The sequence below is a fragment of the Candidatus Brevundimonas phytovorans genome (genome assembly GCA_029203145.1).
Classification (GTDB): domain Bacteria; phylum Pseudomonadota; class Alphaproteobacteria; order Caulobacterales; family Caulobacteraceae; genus Brevundimonas; species Brevundimonas phytovorans.
Genome location: CP119309.1, coordinates 2,362,950 through 2,378,945, shown reverse-complemented (window position 1 = coordinate 2,378,945; position 15,996 = coordinate 2,362,950). Strand labels below are relative to the sequence as shown.

The 15,996-nt window shown below is 68.5% G+C and carries 11 protein-coding genes; 3 read left to right on the top strand and 8 right to left on the bottom strand.

Translation table 11 applies throughout. The features are described 5' to 3' along the window. Positions 1–74: 74 nt before the first annotated feature. From rraA to P0Y52_11685, 3 genes are all read right to left on the bottom strand, one after another. Positions 75–557, bottom strand: a complete 483-nt coding sequence (gene rraA, locus P0Y52_11695; protein WEK57198.1) for a ribonuclease E activity regulator RraA — start codon at positions 555–557, stop codon at positions 75–77. A 256-nt stretch (positions 558–813) separates the two neighbouring features. After that, the gene (gene recA, locus P0Y52_11690; protein WEK57197.1) at positions 814–1,893 is read right to left on the bottom strand and encodes a recombinase RecA; all 1,080 of its coding nucleotides are present in this window, start codon (positions 1,891–1,893) and stop codon (positions 814–816) included. Between the two features lie 145 nt (positions 1,894–2,038). Then, a complete protein-coding gene (locus P0Y52_11685) occupies positions 2,039–3,565 on the bottom strand; it encodes a CHAD domain-containing protein (GenBank protein WEK57196.1) in 1,527 nt (508 codons plus the stop codon). A gap of 137 nt (positions 3,566–3,702) precedes the next feature. Here P0Y52_11685 and P0Y52_11680 point away from each other — a divergent pair, with 137 nt between their 5' ends. Next, positions 3,703–5,268, top strand: coding sequence for a GNAT family N-acetyltransferase (locus P0Y52_11680; protein WEK57195.1), 1,566 nt, complete (start codon positions 3,703–3,705; stop codon positions 5,266–5,268). On the opposite strand, the gene P0Y52_11675 is transcribed toward P0Y52_11680, so the two are convergent. From P0Y52_11675 to P0Y52_11665, 3 genes are all read right to left on the bottom strand, one after another. Continuing rightward, entirely contained in the window at positions 5,265–6,014 is a 750-nt protein-coding gene (locus P0Y52_11675; GenBank protein WEK57194.1) for an SDR family NAD(P)-dependent oxidoreductase, read from the bottom strand. The two genes, P0Y52_11680 and P0Y52_11675, sit on opposite strands and share 4 nt — an antisense overlap. A 125-nt stretch (positions 6,015–6,139) precedes the next feature. Continuing rightward, complete coding sequence (gene acs / locus P0Y52_11670) at positions 6,140–8,080, bottom strand: acetate--CoA ligase (protein WEK57193.1); 1,941 nt, start codon at positions 8,078–8,080, stop codon at positions 6,140–6,142. Between the two features lie 26 nt (positions 8,081–8,106). After that, positions 8,107–9,462 carry a DcaP family trimeric outer membrane transporter gene (locus tag P0Y52_11665; GenBank protein WEK57192.1) on the bottom strand — a complete coding sequence of 452 codons (1,356 nt, stop codon included), beginning with the start codon at positions 9,460–9,462 and terminating at the stop codon, positions 8,107–8,109. A 172-nt stretch (positions 9,463–9,634) separates the two neighbouring features. Here P0Y52_11665 and P0Y52_11660 point away from each other — a divergent pair, with 172 nt between their 5' ends. After that, a complete protein-coding gene (locus P0Y52_11660) occupies positions 9,635–10,249 on the top strand; it encodes a response regulator transcription factor (GenBank protein ID WEK57191.1) in 615 nt (204 codons plus the stop codon). A 170-nt stretch (positions 10,250–10,419) separates the two neighbouring features. On the opposite strand, the gene P0Y52_11655 is transcribed toward P0Y52_11660, so the two are convergent. Continuing rightward, positions 10,420–13,809: a PAS-domain containing protein gene (locus P0Y52_11655; GenBank protein WEK57190.1), complete on the bottom strand. Its 3,390-nt coding sequence runs from the start codon at positions 13,807–13,809 to the stop codon at positions 10,420–10,422. An 89-nt stretch (positions 13,810–13,898) separates the two neighbouring features. Next, on the bottom strand, positions 13,899–15,572 hold the full coding sequence (locus tag P0Y52_11650) for an MFS transporter (GenBank protein WEK57189.1): 1,674 nt from the start codon (positions 15,570–15,572) through the stop codon (positions 13,899–13,901). A gap of 252 nt (positions 15,573–15,824) precedes the next feature. Here P0Y52_11650 and P0Y52_11645 point away from each other — a divergent pair, with 252 nt between their 5' ends. Beyond that, positions 15,825–15,977, top strand: coding sequence for a hypothetical protein (locus tag P0Y52_11645; protein WEK57188.1), 153 nt, complete (start codon positions 15,825–15,827; stop codon positions 15,975–15,977). The last annotated feature ends 19 nt before the right edge of the window (positions 15,978–15,996 follow it).

Sequence of the window (15,996 nt, the reverse complement as noted above, 5' to 3'; positions counted from 1 at the left end):
AGGGATTTTGCGCCGAACGCATCACTGGCGCGTGATGGCGTGCGCCGGGGCGCGCTTTTCCGCCCGGGCGGGCTCTAATCGTGCAGGCGATGCGGCGCGACGATGACCCCGTCGGCGTCGGCGTAGAGCCAGTCGCCGGGGGTGAAGATGACGCCGCCGAAGGCGGTGGGGATGTCGATTTCGCCGATGGCGTCGCGGTCGGCGCGCAGGGGGATGGCGCCGACGGCCCGGATGCCGATGCCCATGCTGTCGATCACGGCGCTGTCGCGGATGGCGCCGAAGACGATGATCCCGGCCCAGCCGTTGTCGATGGCCAGCCTGGCCAGGTTGTCGCCGACCAGGGCGCGCTTCAGCGAACCGCCGCCGTTGACCACCAGAACCGCGCCCTGGCCGGGCCGCTCCAGCGCCTGGCGGACCAGGGCGTTATCGTCCAGCACGCTGAGGGTGCGGATTGGGCCGTGGAAGGCCGTGACCTGCCCGAAGCTGCGGAACGGGACATGGCAGACCTTCACCTTGTCAGGATGGGCGTCGCAGAGGTCGGCGGTGGCGGGGGTCATGGGGGGCTCCGGTTCTTCACGGCTGAGTTTGCCCGGTGGGGAGGGCCGAGAACAGCCGGGGCGATGAGAAAAGAGAGGCCGATTTCAATACACCCGCTCATCCCCGCGGAGGCGGGGATGAGCGGATTTGTTGGTGCTAAAAAAAGAGGCCCGCCCGATGCGGATCGGGCGGGCCTGCTCCGTCCGGCCCGAGCCCCGCGGGGTCGTTCGGCGGGTCGCGGGGGACGGCGGACGGAGAAGCGGGGGGAGGGCGGGATCAGCCCTCCAGGTCTTGACCTTCGTCAGGCTCCGGCGTGCCCAGGAGCTCGTCGGCGATCTTGTTGGTCGAGGCGCGCACGGCGGCTTCGATCGAGGCGGCCATGTCCGGGTTCTGTTTCAGGAACTCGCGCACGTTCTCGCGGCCCTGACCGATCCGGGTCGAGTCGTAGCTGAACCAGCTGCCGGCCTTGTCGATGACCCCGGCCTTGACCCCCAGGTCGATGACCTCGCCCAGCTTGGAGATGCCTTCGCCGTACATGATGTCGAAGATGACTTCGCGGAACGGCGGGGCGACCTTGTTCTTGACCACCTTGACCCGGGTGGTGTTGCCGACGACCTCGTCGCGGTTCTTGATCGCGCCGGTGCGGCGGATGTCGAGGCGGACCGAGGCGTAGAATTTCAGCGCATTGCCACCCGTCGTCGTTTCCGGCGAGCCGTACATGACGCCGATCTTGTGACGGATCTGGTTGATGAAGAGGACGATGCACTTCGACTTGGAGATCGAGGCCGTCAGCTTGCGCAGGGCCTGGCTCATCAGGCGGGCTTGCAGGCCGGGCAGGCTGTCGCCCATCTCGCCTTCGATTTCGGCGCGCGGCGTCAGGGCCGCGACCGAGTCGATGACCACGATGTCCACGGCGCCGGAGCGCACCAGGGTGTCGACGATTTCCAGCGCCTGTTCACCCGTGTCGGGCTGCGACACCAGCAGGTCGTCCAGGTTGACGCCCAGCTTCTGGGCATAGACCGGGTCGAGGGCGTGCTCGGCGTCGACGAAGGCGGCCACGCCGCCCTTCTTCTGGACTTCGGCCACGGTGTGCAGGGCGAGCGTCGTCTTGCCCGAGGATTCCGGACCGAACACCTCGATCACTCGGCCGACCGGCAGGCCGCCGATGCCGAGCGCCATGTCCAGGCCCAGCGAGCCGGTCGAGACGCTTTCGATCTCGGCCACTACGCCGGCCTTGCCGAGCTTCATTACCGAGCCCTTGCCGAAGGCGCGATCGATCTGCGCGATCGCCGCCTCAAGAGCGCGTTGCTTTTCGCCGTCTTCTTTACCCACGAGCTTCAATGCCGCCTGTGCCATTGGTTTTCTCTCCCTTGCCATGATTCCATTCTGGGCTTTGGGAGAGACCCGCCAAGGACCCGCTCCCTCTGTGAGACGGACTATGTGCATGGTTTGTTCTGGTTCACAAGATGTTCTCATTCTCCTCGAGGAGAACAAATGCGGACTACGACCGTTTCTGACGTGATCGAGGCCGCGTCCAGAAGGGCCGCGCGCAGTGGAAACGCCCGCAGGCCTTGACCGCAGCGGCCAGCAGCCGGGCCCCGTCGCCCTCGCGCCGACCGACGACGCGGCCGGCTGAAAAGGCGAGCTCGGGGTCTTCCAGATGCGCCTCGCCGGGAATTCGGTCGCGGGCTACGGCCAGATCGTTCAATTCGCCCAGGGTGTCCTGCAACTCTTCCAGCGCCGTCAGATAGCGGGCGCGGCGACGGCGGGCGGGAAAGAGGTCGGCGAAGAACTCGGCGGCGTAACGCAGACGTTTGGCGCGGATGCGCAGGTGATGGCGGGCGTCGGCGTCGAGGTCGAACAGGTCGCGGGCGCGCCTTTCGACCTGATGGTGCAGGCGGCTGAGGGCCTCGACGGCGAAGGCTTCGACCGGATCGTCGGGCAGGGCCGCCGTCTCGATCCAGGCTGTCGTCTCCAGCATCAGCAGGGCGTAGCGCGGGGCGCCGACGGCGGCGAGCGCGCGGTCATAGGCCCGTCCCCTGGCGCTCAGCAGATGACGGCCCAGCGGCGCCAGACCAGGCGAAGGCGCCGCCAGCGCCGTCGGGTGGAAGACGTCGCGGAGGAAGACGTCGAGGTCGCGGGCGGCGTCGGTTTCGCCCGCCAGCCATTTCAGCTCGGTCTCGATGCGCCGACGATCGGCCTCGCCCAGCAGGGGCTTGAACACGCCGACGGCGGCGCGCAGACGGCGCAGGCCCACCCGCATCTGATGCAGGGCTTCGGGGCGGCGCACGATCCGCAGCAGTTCGGCGTTGGCCGAGACCTGGGCCAGACAGGCCAGGGCGATGCGCCGGAAGGCCAGGCCGGTCGCAATCTCGGGCGACAGGGACGTGGGCGCGGCGCGGCGGGGCGCGCGGTGGCTGCCCTCGGCCAGCCGCCAGCCGCGCTCGGCCTTGCTTTCGAACACAGGGACGATGGCCAGGTCGCGCGCCAGCCGCCGGGCCAGGGTGAATAGGGCGGCGGGATCGCCGGATTTCAGCTCCAGCTCCAATTCATAGATGGGCGCGCGGCGATCTTCCCCGTCTTGATCCCTGGCTGACAGGTCGCCGGCGTCGAAGGCGACCTCGATGCGGGCACCGTCCCGCTCGACCATGCGGACGCGGCGCACGACCGTGGTGGCGAAGCGGGGCGACAGGTCGCGGCGGCGCCCCTTCAGCAGCTTGTGCGCGGGGGTGGCCTTGAGCGCGGCCAGGTCCAGGGCTTCGGTGGCGACCGGAACCTCCCATTCGTCGCGGGCGGTCTGGCCGGGGGCCGCCTGGCGCTTCAGGGTCTGGACGAAGCCGTCGGGGGTGGTTCGCACCCTCAGGCTGCACCCGGCCGCGCGCAGCAGACCGTCGGGCGTGTCGAAATAGACCGAGCGCAGGGTCTGGCTGGTCTGCGGTCCTTGAAGCGCCGGGTGGCCCGACAGGCGCACGACCGCGCCCGGACCCAGCCGGAACTTCAGTTCGGTCTCCGTCGCGGCAGCCGTCATGCGCGCCAGCCTGTCCTGTGCGAGGCCTCATGATGAAGCGGTCGAGGCCTCGCGTCCAATCCACGACCGGATGACGGGGTTTTCCAGCGAATTCGCCCGCGCGTTGATCCACAGCCAAGCTGATGCGTTAGGTCAGGATGACCGAAATTCCTGCGCCCGCCCCGCCCGCAAAACCCGCCGTCCTGACCATCCGCAACGCCCGCATGGCGGACATCCCCGGCATCAACGGCCTGGTGGCGCGGGTGTACAAGGGCCAGCCCCCCTATCTGCCGGGGATGCTGCGCGGTCAGATCGCCACCTATCCCGACGGCCAGTTCGTGGTGGAGTTCGAGGGCGAGATCGTCGGCTACGCCGCCAGTTTCCGCATCGACGAGAAGGCGGCCATGGCGCCGCACACCTGGGACCAGATCACCGGCGGCGGCTATGGCGCGCGCCACGATCCGCACGGCGACTGGCTCTATGGGATGGAGGTCTGCGTCGATCCGGCCCGGCGGCGGTTGCGGATCGGCCAGCGTCTCTACGACGCCCGCCGCGACCTGTGCGAGGCCCAGAACCTGAAGGGCATCGTCTTCGGCGGGCGCATGCCGGGCCTGTCGCGCCGCAAGGGCGCCTATCCCGATCCGCGCGCCTATCTGGACGCGGTCATGGCGCGGCGGGTGAATGATCCGGTGATCGGCTTTCACCTGAGGTCAGGCTTTGAACCCGTCGGGGTGCTGAAGAACTATCTGAAGGACGACACCGCCTCCATGGGTCATGCCGCCCACATGGTGTGGCGCAATCCCTACTACCTGCCGGCGACCGGCAAGGGCGCGGCCTTCGCCACCAAGGAGACGGTGCGGGTGGCGACGGTCCAATTGCAGATGCGCAAGGTCGCCAGCTTCGAGGAGTTCATCGACAACGTCGAATACTTCGTCGACGTGGTGTCGGATTACCGCGCCGACTTCGTGACCTTCCCGGAACTGTTCACCCTGCAACTGCTGTCGCTGGAAAAGCGCAAGCTGACCCCGGCGGAGTCCATCGAGGCGCTGACCCGCTACACCCCGCGCTTCGTCAAGGCGATGCAGGATCTGGCCGTCGGCTACAACGTCAACATCATCGGCGGCTCGCACCCGACGCGGGCCGAGGACGGCGACATCCACAACGTGGCCTATGTCTTCCTGCGCGACGGCTCGGTGCACGAGCAGGAGAAGCTGCACCCCACCCCGAACGAGCGCCATTGGTGGAATATCAAGGGCGGCGACCGGGTCCACGCCATCCCCACCGACTGCGGGCCGATCGGGGTGATGATCTGCTATGACTCAGAATTCCCCGAACTGGCGCGGCGCCTGGCCGACGAGGGCGCGCGGATGCTGTTCGTTCCCTTCTGCACGGACAATCGTCAGGGCTATCTGCGGGTGCGCTATTGCTCGCAGGCCCGCGCCATCGAGAACCAGTGCTACGTCGTCCTGTCGGGCAGCGTCGGCAACCTGCCCAATGTCGAGAACATGGACATCCAGTACGCTCAGTCCTGTATCCTGACGCCGTGCGACTTCCCCTTCGCGCGGGATGGCGTGGCGGCGCAGGCCAGCGAGAACGTCGAGATCGTCACGGTCGCCGACCTGGACCTGTCGGATCTGGCCTGGGCCAAGGCCCAGGGCACGGTGCGCAACCTGCGCGACAGGCGCTTTGACCTCTACAAGACGGTCTGGGCCGACGGCGGCTAGCTCCGCGCCACCTGGAAGCCGGCGAAGGACTGGCTGACCGGCATCAACTCCAGCGCATTGATGTTGAGGTGCGCAGGCAGGCTGGCGACCCAGAACAGGGTCTCGGCGATGTCCTCGCCGGTCATCGGTGTCGCGCCGTCATAGAGCGCGTCCGACGCGCCCTGATCCCCGCCGGTGCGCACCAGGGTGAACTCGGTCTCGGTCATGCCAGGCTCGATCGAGGTGACGCGCACCCCCGTCCCGTGCAGGTCGGCGCGCAGGCCCAGCGAGAACTGGCGCACGAAGGCCTTGGTGCCGCCATAGGCGTTGCCGCCCTTGTAGGGATAGGTCGCCGCCACCGAGCTGATGTTCAGGATGGCGCCCTTGCGCGCGATCAGGCGCGGCAGCAGACGGCGGGTGATCGTGATCAGTCCGGTGATGTTGGTGTCGATCATCTGACGCCACTGGTCCAGATCGGCGTCCTGGGCGACGGCGGTCCCCAGGGCGAGGCCGGCGTTGTTGATGAGGGCGTCGATGTCGCGGAACCCTTCCGGCAGAGCGTCCAGGGCGGCGTCGATGGCGGCCTCGTCGCGGATGTCGAAGACGAGGGGATGGACCACGTCCGCGCCCAGTTCGGCGACCAGTTCGTCCAGACGCTCGGCGCGGCGGCCTGTGGCGATGATCTTCCAGCCGGCCGAGGCGAAGCGGCGCGCCGCGGCCTGTCCGATGCCCGCCGTGGCGCCGGTGATGAGGACGGTTCCGCTCATGGTCTGCTCCTGTTCGCTATCGGGGCTGTCTAGCCCCGCCGTGGCTCAGGCTCAAATGACGAAACGGCCGACGCCCCCTTTCAGGAACGCCGGCCGCTTGCTCCGGGGAGAGCAGGGGAGGGTCGTCAGGCGGCCCGGTTCTTCACCAGGTCGTCGACGACCGAAGGGTCGGCCAGGGTCGAGGTGTCCCCCAGCGCCCCCAGTTCGTTCTCGGCGATCTTGCGAAGGATGCGCCGCATGATCTTGCCGGAGCGGGTCTTGGGCAGGCCCGGCGCCCACTGGATCACGTCGGGGGCGGCGATCGGACCGATCTCGAGGCGGACCTGGGCGACCAGGGCCGTGCGCAGGGCGTCGGTCGCCTCGACCCCCTTGTTCAGGGTGACATAGGCGTAGATGCCCTGACCCTTGATGTCGTGGGGGAAGCCGACCACGGCGGCCTCGGCCACGTCGTCGTGCAGGACCAGGGCGCTCTCGACCTCGGCCGTGCCCATGCGGTGGCCGGAGACGTTGATGACGTCATCGACCCGGCCGGTGATCCAGTAGTAGCCGTCGGCGTCGCGGCGGCAGCCGTCGCCGGTGAAATACTTGCCCGGATAGGTCGAGAAATAGGTCTCGAAGAAGCGGGCGTGGTCGCCGTACACAGTCCGCATCTGGCCCGGCCAGCTGTCGGTGATGCAGAGGTTGCCCTCGGTCGCCCCTTCCAGCACGACGCCCTCGGCGTCCACGATCTGCAGCTCGACGCCGGGCAGGGGTTTGGTGGCCGAGCCAGGCTTGAGGTCGGTCGCGCCGGGCAGGGGCGAGATCAGGACGCCGCCGGTTTCGGTCTGCCACCAGGTGTCGACGATGGGCAGGCGGCCGTCGCCGACCACCTCGTGATACCAGCGCCAGGCCTCGGGGTTGATCGGCTCGCCGACGCTGCCCAGCAGGCGCAGGGACTGGCGGCTGGTCGCCTTCACCGGCGCGTCGCCTTCGCGCATCAGCGAGCGCAGGGCGGTGGGGGCGGTGTAGAAGATCTCGACCTTGTGCTTGTCGATGACCTGCCAGAAACGGCTGACCGTCGGATAGTTGGGCACGCCCTCGAACAGCAGGGTCGTGGCGCCATTGGCCAGGGGGCCATAGACGCCATAGGAGTGGCCCGTCACCCAGCCCACGTCGGCGGTGCACCAGAAGACCTCGCCGGGACGGTAGTCGAAGACCAGTTCGTGGGTCCAACTGGCCCAGAACAGATAGCCGCCGGTGGTGTGCAGCACGCCCTTGGGTTTGCCGGTCGAGCCCGAGGTGTAGAGGATGAACAGCGGGTCCTCGGCCTGCATCGGCTCGGGATGGCAGTGCGCCGTGACCTTGGCGGCCTCGGTGTCGTAGTCGAGGTCGCGGCCCTCGACGAAGCCGACCTCGGCCCCGGTGTGACGGATCAAGAGGACGCCGTCGACGCCCGACACCTTCTCCAGCGCCTTGTCGACATTGGCCTTCAGCGGCACCTTCTTGCCGCCGCGGCAGCCCTCGTCGGCGGTGATGACGAAGGTCGAGCCGCAGTCCTCGATACGCCCGGCGATGCTGTCGGGCGAGAAGCCGCCGAAGATGACCGAGTGGACCGCGCCGATCCGCGCGCAGGCCAGCATGGCGTAGGCGGCCTCGGGGATCATGGGCAGATAGATGGTGACGCGGTCGCCTTTGCGGACGCCGTTGGCCTTGAGCACATTGGCCATGCGGCAGACGCGCTCATGAAGTTGGCCGTAGGTGACATGCTCGCTGTCGGTCGGCTCGTCGCCTTCCCAGATGATGGCCGTGTCGTCAGCCCGGTGCGGCAGGTGGCGGTCGATGCAGTTGGCCGAGACGTTCAGCACCCCGTCCTCGAACCAGCGGATGCGGAAGTCTTCCTTGTCGAAGCTGACGTCCTTGATCTTCGACGGGAAGGTCATCCAGTCGAGACGTTTGGCCTGTTCGCCCCAGTAGGCGTCCGGGGTTTCGCGCGCGGCGATCCGGGCCGCTTCATAGCCGTCGCGGTCCATGTGGGCGACGGCGGCGAGGTCGGCGGGGACGGGATAGACTTCCGGTTCAGTGGACACGCGCGCTTTCCTCCAGTTTCTTGTTTTTAGAAGCCGTATTTGGCGAACAAAATCAGGCGGGTCATGTCGCCGTCAGCCCCTGATTCGAGTTCGCGGTCAGCGAACATCAGTTCAGCGCCCAGATCAAACGCTGTTACGGGCGACCAGATCAGGTTGGCGTGCAGGCTCTGGGCCGAGCGATTGGCGCCCGTTCCCGTCAGCAGGACGTCGTTGTCCACCTTCTGCGCCGACCAGATCAGGCTGGAGCGCCAGCCCGGCGTCCAGACGTGGCGATAGGCGGCGAACCCGGCCAGCACGCCGATGGCGTCCAGTTGTCCCGAGCCGTCCAGCACCGCGTCGTTGGAGAAGTTGAGCCCGACGTAGCGGCCGATGCCCTCGCCGCCGGTCAGCATCAGGCGGATGTCGTCCTGGGCGCCGACCTTGATCTTGGTCGAGGCCGACAGACCCCAGCCGACAGCTGTGTCGTCGATGGCGCTGACCGGGTTCTCATACTTGAGCTGACGCAGGAGACCCGCGAACTGCAGATCGCCCCAGGGGCGGCTGATGGCGTAGCGCGCCGTCAGATCGGGCAGGCTGTTGTCGTCGGCGATGACGCGGGTTCCGCCGCCGAAGGGGGTGATGGTGGTCTCGGGGTTCTCGACCGAGATCGAGAGGGGACCGCGCGTGTAACGGACCTGAACCTGGCGGGCGAAGACCGTGCCCTCGGCGGCGCCGACGAAGTCCGCCGATTCCGGCAGGACGGCGGTGTTCTGGAAGTTCGTCCACTCCTGACCGATCAGCCAGTTGTCGATGGTGACGAAGGCGCGGCGCAGGGCGGGGTTCGAGGCGCTGGTGATGCGCTGATCGCCGGCGCCGGGCAGGCTCTGGAAGTCCATCTCCAGCCGTGTCCCGACCTTGTGGCCGCTGACCAGACCGTCGGTGGTCAGCCAGAACCGGGTCTGGCGGGCGTTGAAGTCCAAGGCCGTGTCTTCCTCGGCCCCGCCGATCGGAATGGAGCCGGGCAGGTGATAGTCGCGCAGCAGGTCGCCGTTGGCGGGGTCGCCGCCGGAATAGCGGCTGGCCGAGCCGTCGACCTTGATGAAGCCGCCGAACTTGACCGTGTGATCGCCGATGCGGAAGCCCTCTTCGCGAGAGGCGGGCGCCGAGACCGGCGTCGCCGTCGGTCGGGTCTCCAGACGGATGATGTCCTGCGCCATCGCCTGGGATTGCGTCGTCTGCTGGGTGCGCGCCGCTGCGACCTCGGACTTCAGACTGTTCAGCTCGGCTTCGAGCTGGGCGATGCGGGCTTCGAGCGCCGCATTGGCGTCCTGCGCCCAGACGGCGCCGGGGGCGAACAGGAGCGCAGCCGCGGCCGCGCCGCCGAGAAGACGGAATCTTTCCATGTGACTTCCTCCCGGGTTCGTCTGATGCGAACCTCGAGACCGCAGCATTCCGTCCGAAGGCGGTTTGCGGCCATTAGCCATTGGTCTAGTTTCGACCAAAGTCGAGGCGCGGCATGGTGTCGTAACAACGCGGCCTCGACCCGAAAAAGAACCGCGTGCGGGAAGGATTTCCATGGATCGCATCGTCGTCGCCGACGACCACCCTCTGTTTCGGGCGGCGTTGAGATCGGCCGTGGAAAAGGCCGCACCCGGCGCCGTGATTGCGGAATGCGCCAGCCTCGCCGAGGTTCAGACGGCCTTGGCCGAGGGGGCGACCGACCTGCTGCTGCTGGACCTGAAGCTGTCGGACAGCGAGGGCATGGCGGGCCTGACCCGTGTCCGGGCCGAGCATCCCGCCGTGCCGGTCGCCGTGGTCTCGGCCAGCGAGGAGCCGCCGACCGTGCGCCGCGCCCTGACCCTGGGCGCCGCCGGCTTCATCCCCAAGTCCGCCGCTCTGCCGGTCATGGTCGAGGCCATCGCCGCCATCCTGTCGGGCGACGCCTGGGCCCCCGATGTCGGCGCGCCGGGGCCGGAGGAAGGCGACCTTGAAGCCCGCATCGCCAGCCTGACGCCGTCCCAGCTGCGCATCCTCGAAGGCCTGCGGGCCGGGCGCCTGAACAAGCAGATCGCCTTCGACCTCGGCGTCACCGAGGCCACCATCAAGGCCCACCTGACCAGCGTCTTCCGCAAGCTGGGCGTGCACAACCGGACGCAGGCCGTGATTTTGGCCCAGTCGATCGACCTGTAACGCCGCTTCTTTCCTCCCCATTTCATGGGGAGGGGGACCACGCAGTGGTGGAGGGGGCGACGCGACGTCAGCTGTTCTGGCTCCTGACCGGACAGGGCAGCGCCGCCCCCTCCGTCTCGTCCGCTGCGCGTCCGATCCACCTCCCCATCGCTGCGCGACAGGGAGGAAAATCAACTCGACAGAAACGCCTTCAGCGCCGCCGGCTTGACCGGCTTGGGCAGCAGGGTCGCGCCCGCCGCCGTGGCCTTTTCCTTCAGCCCCTCGCGGGTGTCGGCGGTCACAAGACCGATGCGGCGCAAACCGCGCGCGCGCAGGGAGTCCACCACCGTCAACCCGTCCGCACCGTCGCCCAGATGCAGGTCGACCAGGGCCGCGTCGAACGGTCCCCGGGCCGCGATCCCGTCGGCCACGGTCCGCGCCGTCGTCGCCTGCGCCCCCCAGCGGGTCAGAAGGGCCGTCAGGGCGTCGAGGATGGCCGGTTCGTTATCCACGCACAGCACCCGCAACCCCGCCAGCGGCAGGCGCGCGTCGCCCTCGGCCGGGGCGGGGGGAACCGCCCGCGCGGCGGCGCGCGGCGCGCTGACGCGGAAGGTGGTGCCGCGTCCCACCCGCGAAGCCATGGACAGGGGATGGCGCAGCAGGTCCGACAGCTTTTGCACGATGGCCAGGCCCAGACCGGCGCCCGGCTCGTCGACGGGGGCGCCGGGCAGACGCACGAACTCGCCGAAGACGCTTTCACGGTCGGCGTCGGGGATGCCGCGTCCGGTATCGCAGACCAGCATCTGCACCGTGTCGCCGTCGCGCCGCGCGCCGACCAGCACCCGGCCCTTGTCGGTATAGCGGATGGCGTTGCCCACCAGGTTCTGCAGCATGGAGCGCAGCAGGTCGGGGTCCGAGGCGACCCACAGGCCCGACGGCACAACGCTCAGCCGCAAGCCCTTGGCGCGGGCCATGGGGGCGAATTCCCGGCGCAGCTCGGCGAACAGGGCGTCCAGCGACAGGGGGGCGACCGCAGGCTGGACCCCGCCCGCCTCCAGCTTGGACAGGTTGAGCAGGGCCGTCAGCAGGCGGTGGGCGCTGTCGATGGAGCGGTCGGCGTTGGTCGCCAGCCCGCGCCCCGGCGACCCCGGCGCCAGCGACGGCTCCTCCTTCAGGGCGGCGATGAACAGGCGCGCGGCGTGCAGGGGTTGCAACAGGTCGTGGCTGGCGGCGGCGAGGAAGCGGGTCTTGGAGGCGGTGGCGTCTTCGGCCAGACGGCGAGCCTCCTCCAGCCGTTCGGTGCGGTCGGCGACGCGGGCCTCCAGCCGCTCGTTGGCTTCTTCCAGATCGCGGGCGGCGCGGCGCAGGGCGGTGATGTCGGTGTAGCTGGTGGCGTAGCCGCCGCCGGGGATCGGCGCGCCGGACGAGCGCAGGATGCGGCCGTCGGGCTGCTCGCGCTCGTGGTCGTGGGGGATGCGACGGGCCAGGGCCTCCAGCCGCCGTTCGATCCAGGCTTCGATGTCGCCCGCGTCGGCGTCGGTCTCGCCGCGCTCGGCGTTCAGGCGATAGACGGCGGCGATGGGCAGGCCGACATGAACAAAGCCGGCGGGCAGACCGAACATCTCGACATAGCGGCGGTTCCAGGCGGTCAGGCGCAGGTCTTCGTCCACCACGCTGACGCCCTGGTCGATGTTGTCCAGGGTGGTCTGCAACAGGTCGCGGTTGAACTGGACCGCCTGAGAGGCCTCGTCCAGCATCCGCACCACGTCCTCGGGGGCGCGACCCCCGGCGGCCAGGGCGGCGGCGATGACTCGCCGGGCCGAGGCGGCGCCGATGGCCCCGGCCAGCATCCGCTCGGCGGCGCGGGCGAGCCCGGCGTCGGCGGGGTCGGCGTCACGCAGCTTGATTTCCGTCTCGCGCGCCCAGGCGGCGAAGGCGCGCTCGGCCCGCTCGTCGCCGATGAAGCGGGCGACCAGGGCTTTCAGGTCGCCGACCGAGGCGCCCGAGGCGCCGCCGCGCCCCTCCATCCAGTCCGGCCCCAGCCGGTCGACGAAGGCGCGGGCCTGGACCTGATCGATCAGGCGCGGGCGGCTCAGCTTCGACACCAGAATAAAGACGCCGAGGTTCAGGCCCAGGCTGAGGAAGACCCCGGCCGCGAACGGATCGCTCAGCCCCAGCATGGCCGGGATGTTCAGACCGAAACCGGGGGCCAGTTGCGGCGCCGCCAGCATGACCAGCCAGACGGTCATGCCGACGCCCAAGCCCGCCAGCGCCCCGCGCGAGCGCCCGCCGCGCCACAGCACGGCGCCGAACAGGGCCGGGGCCAGCTGGGCCAGGGCGGCGAACGACACCAGCCCCATGGCCGCCAGTCCGCTGGAGCGGTCCATCGCCTGATAATAGACCCAGGCCATCAGCAGCAGGGCGATGATGGCCACGCGGCGGATGTTCAGGATAGCGCGCGTCATGTCGCCCGCCCGCTCGCCGCGCCTGCGCCGCTCGGCGGCCAGTAGGGGCAAGACCAGATTGTTGGACACCATGGCCGACAGGGCCACGGCCTCGACGATGACCATGGCCGTCGCCGCCGAGAAGCCGCCGACGAAGACGATGGCCGTCAGGGCCGGCTGGCCCGCATTCAGCGGCAGGGCCAGCACCAGCAGGTCGGGATTGACGCTGGGCGCGAACAGGCCGCCCGCCGCCACCAGGGGCAGGACCGCCAGGCTGGTCAGCAGCAGGTAGAGGGGAAAGATCCAGCGCGCCCGCTTCACCTGGGCCGGATCGCCGCCCTCGACGAAGGCGACGTGGAACTGACGCGGCAGGCAGAAGATGGCCAGGGTCGCCACCAGGATGATGGCCCAGAAGCGCCCGTCCAGATCGGGCCAGCGCGCCAGGTCGCCGAGGCTGGCGGTCACGTCCGCCGTGGCTGGGGCGTGGCGCAGCAGCATCAGGGCGAACAGGGCCACGGCCAGCAGGGCCGCCAACTTGACGATGGACTCGATGCCGATGGCCTGGATCAGGCCGCGATTGTGCTCGGTCAGGTCGGGACGCCGCGCCCCGAACAGGATGGCGAACCCGGCCAGGACCCCGGCCATGACCAGGACCGTCAGACTCTCGGAGCCCGCCACCGGCGTGCCCTCGGTGATCATCTCCCCGGCCATCGACAGGGATTTCAGCTGAAGCGCGATGTAGGGCAGGGAGCCGAGGATGGCGACCGTGGCCACCGCCGCGCCCAGCGCCGGGCTCTTGCCGTAGCGCGAGGAGATGAAGTCGGCCATCGAACCAACGTTCTCGCGCCGGGCCGCCGCCGCAATGCGCTTCCACAGCGGAAACAGCACCGTCACCCCGAGCGCCGGGCCCACATAGATGGGCAGGTATTCCCAGGCCGAGCGCGCCGCCGTTCCCACGGCCCCATAGTAGGTCCACGAGGTGCAGTAGATGGCCAGAGACAGGGCATAGAGCGACGGTCCCAGCGCGCCGCCGCGCGTCTTGATCGACGGCCGCTCGTACCACCAGGCCACTGCAAAAAGAGTGGCCATATAGGCGGCCACCAGGGCCAGGGTCGCGAGGCTGAACATGACGGGCATGTGGGACGGAGCCGGGCTGTGGGACAAGAACAAAAAGAAGGGCGGCTCGACCGAAGCCGAACCGCCCGCAGGTTGGCGAACCTTATGGATCAGGCGTTCAGATCGACGTCCTTGCCTTCCTTGACCAGCAGGAAGCCCAGCACGACCGTCGCGAGCGCCACCACGATCGGATACCAGAGGCCGTAGTAGATATTGCCTGTGGCCGCGACCATGGCGAAGGCCGTGGTCGGCAGGAAGCCGCCGAACCAGCCGTTGCCGATGTGATAGGGCAGGGACATCGAGGTGTAGCGGATCTTGGTCGGGAACATCTCGACCAGGGCCGCCGCGATCGGCCCGTAGACCATGGTCACGTAGAAGCCGAGGATGAAGAGGATCGCCACCACCATCGGTTTGTTGACCAGGGCGCTGTCCGCCTTGGCGGGATAGCCGGCGGTGGACAGGGCCTCGCCCAGACCGGTTTCCCAGATCTTCTTCTGCGCGGCGAAGTCGGCGGTGGTCAGGGCGTCGCCGCGGAAGCTGGGGATGACCGCCTGATCGCCGATGCGCACCTCGGCCACGGTCCCGGCGGGGGCCGCGACATTGGTGTAGGTCACGCCGGCCTTGGCCAGATAGGACTTGGCCACGTCGCAGGAGTGGTTGAACACCGTCTTGCCCACGGGGTCGAACTGCAGGTGGCAGTCGGCCGGATCGGCATAGACCGTGACCGGCGCCGAGGCCGCCGCCGCCGCCAGACGCGGGTTGGCCGCTTCCGTCAGGGCGTTGAACAGCGGGAAGTAGGTGATCGCCGCCAGCAGACAGCCGGCCAGGATGATCGGCTTGCGCCCCACCTTGTCCGACAGCCAGCCCCAGAAGATGAAGAAGGGCGAGGCCAGCAGCAGGGCGACGGCCAGCATGACGTAAACCAGCGAGGCGTCGACCCGCAGCACGCGCTCCAGGAAGAAGAGGGCGTAGAACTGACCCGTGTACCAGATCACGGCCTGGCCCGCCGTCAGACCGACCAGGGCGATCAGCACCAGCTTCAGGTTGGGCCACTTCATGAAGCTGTCCTTCAGGGGCGTGGTCGAGCCCTTGCCTTCGGCCTTCATCTTCTTGAACGAGGGGCTCTCGGCCAGCTTCAGGCGGATCCACAGCGAGACGCCCAGCAGCAGGATCGAGACGATGAAGGGAATGCGCCAGCCCCAGTCGAGGAAGGCTTCCTCGCCGACGGTGAAGCGCACGCCCAGGATGACGGCCAGGCTGAGCACCAGGCCCGCCGTCGCCGTGATCTGGATGAAGGAGGTGTAGAAGCCGCGCTTGCCGTGCGGGGCGTGCTCGGCGACGTAGGTGGCGGCGCCGCCGTATTCACCCCCAAGCGCCAGACCCTGGATCAGGCGCATCAGCACCAGAATGATCGGGGCGGCGATGCCGATGGCCGCATAGGGCGGCAAGAGGCCGACCACGAAGGTCGACAGGCCCATCAGCAGCATGGTGACGAGGAAGGTGTTCTTGCGCCCCCAGAGGTCGCCCAGTCGTCCGAAGACGATGGCGCCGAAGGGCCGGACGGCAAAGCCTGCGGCAAAGGCCATCAGGGCGAAGATATAGCCGGTGGTCTCGTTCACGCCCGAGAAGAACTGGGTGGTGATGATCGCGGCCAGAGAGCCGTAGAGATAGAAGTCGTACCATTCGATGACGGTGCCGACGGACGACGCCAGAATCACGAGCCGGTCATCCTTGTTGACCGTGTGTTCCGCGCCCTCCGCCGCATCCATGGTGCGGTCGGTCATGGGCAGTCCCTTCCTTCAAGGTCGCAGGTCGCGACCGTTTCCTCGCGATCCTGTTGCCGGATCGTCGAAGAGGAGACTGACAGTAAGGCGGCGGATTTGCAGAGAGCGACTTTGGTCGAACGGCGACCTCTATCGACGGAAGAGGACGCAAAACTTGGCCCGAAAGGCGTTTCCGTGTTGTCGTGAGCCGCGACAGAGGCCACATGAAGGTTTGACGTCGCCGTTTGGCGACCCCGGCGCGAGAGGACATCAATGGCCCGTAAGCCCAACTACAGTTTCGAACGGCAAGAGCGCGAACGCGCGGACGCCAAGAAGGCCGAAGCCAAGGCCGCTGCGAAAGCCGCCAAGAAGGCCGCCAAGGCCGCGGGCGAAACCGGCGACGACGAAGCGCCGTCCGAGGACTGACGGCGGAGACGGACCTGCC

Coding starts and splice junctions, on each gene's coding strand:
- rraA (WEK57198.1), bottom strand. CDS start 557: ATGACCCCCGCCACCGCCGACCTCTGCGACGCCCATCCTGACAAGGTG.
- recA (WEK57197.1), bottom strand. CDS start 1,893: ATGGCACAGGCGGCATTGAAGCTCGTGGGTAAAGAAGACGGCGAAAAG.
- P0Y52_11685 (WEK57196.1), bottom strand. CDS start 3,565: ATGACGGCTGCCGCGACGGAGACCGAACTGAAGTTCCGGCTGGGTCCG.
- P0Y52_11680 (WEK57195.1), top strand. CDS start 3,703: ATGACCGAAATTCCTGCGCCCGCCCCGCCCGCAAAACCCGCCGTCCTG.
- P0Y52_11675 (WEK57194.1), bottom strand. CDS start 6,014: ATGAGCGGAACCGTCCTCATCACCGGCGCCACGGCGGGCATCGGACAG.
- P0Y52_11665 (WEK57192.1), bottom strand. CDS start 9,462: ATGGAAAGATTCCGTCTTCTCGGCGGCGCGGCCGCGGCTGCGCTCCTG.
- P0Y52_11660 (WEK57191.1), top strand. CDS start 9,635: ATGGATCGCATCGTCGTCGCCGACGACCACCCTCTGTTTCGGGCGGCG.
- P0Y52_11655 (WEK57190.1), bottom strand. CDS start 13,809: ATGCCCGTCATGTTCAGCCTCGCGACCCTGGCCCTGGTGGCCGCCTAT.
- P0Y52_11650 (WEK57189.1), bottom strand. CDS start 15,572: ATGACCGACCGCACCATGGATGCGGCGGAGGGCGCGGAACACACGGTC.
- P0Y52_11645 (WEK57188.1), top strand. CDS start 15,825: ATGGCCCGTAAGCCCAACTACAGTTTCGAACGGCAAGAGCGCGAACGC.